The sequence below is a fragment of the Vibrio sp. 1727 genome (genome assembly GCF_033344415.1).
Taxonomy (GTDB): Bacteria; Pseudomonadota; Gammaproteobacteria; order Enterobacterales; family Vibrionaceae; genus Vibrio; species Vibrio alginolyticus.
Genome location: NZ_JAWPOT010000105.1, coordinates 1 through 998, shown reverse-complemented (window position 1 = coordinate 998; position 998 = coordinate 1). Strand labels below are relative to the sequence as shown.

Genomic DNA, 998 nt, shown 5'->3' with positions numbered 1-998 from the left:
TAAAAAGCGATACCTATCACGGCTTCCAACATTTTTAACTCTTCATGAGTCAAAAAATCCGTCGATTGCCTGCTGAGCACACTGCTATTGAATTCAACTATTGCTACATTCTGTTGCTCGTCTTTTTCATGTTTTGGTTGCTCCGGGGAAAAGTTGGTATTTTGCGTAACCATATTTGCTCCTACCCTATGCTTTATTTAGAGAAGCACTAAGCCATTTACTTCCGCTGCTTATGCGAATTTTTTTATCATGTCAGAGAGTTCATTCGTACAGTTTTGCACTCTGCTGTTCATCTGGTTGGTTTCTGTCATCAGATCATACGACTCGCTGTATTTCAAATTGAGCGATTGGATGTTCTCATTGATTTCATCCGTGACGTAGACCTGCTCTTCGATGGCGACGGCTATCTGTTGATTTCTTTCTACAACATCTTGGATCAACGACTCTAGTTGCTGAATGCTCTCAAGCGCCGTTCCAAGCAAAGTGACCGTCCCTGTAGACATCTCGTTGCCTTTCTCCAACGCAGAAACCGCAGACTTACTGCCATGTTGAATGCTCTCAATCGCAGATTTGATCTCTGTTGTGGACTCTTGAGTTCGTTTGGCAAGCGTTCTCACTTCATCCGCGACTACCGCAAAACCACGACCTTGCTCGCCTGCCCTTGCCGCTTCTATCGCAGCATTCAATGCCAGAAGATTGGTTTGTTCGGCAATGCCATTAATCACCTCAATAACCGTCCCTATTTGATCCGTTTGTTGATTCAAACGCATCACCACTTTCGAAATCTCACCCAACTCGCCAACAAGGTCGAGAACGGAATGGTTAACGTTATCGATAACATTGCGGCTATCGGTCATGGTGTTTTGCGCTTTCAGCGTCGCATCTGCGGTTGCTTGAGCATTATGAGATATCTCGGAAGACGAGGCTTGCATCTCATTCACTGCGGTTGCAACAGAATCAATTTCGATTTTTTGCGCGCTTAGGTTCTCAGTAACGCG

Annotated in this window: 1 protein-coding gene; it reads right to left on the bottom strand. The window is 45.0% G+C overall.

Features of this window, described 5'->3' with window-relative positions; translation table 11 throughout:
- Nucleotides 1-230: 230 nt before the first annotated feature.
- A partial coding sequence (locus tag R8O10_RS24125) for a methyl-accepting chemotaxis protein (protein ID WP_318191812.1) occupies nt 231-998 on the bottom strand: 768 nt, incomplete at its 5' end.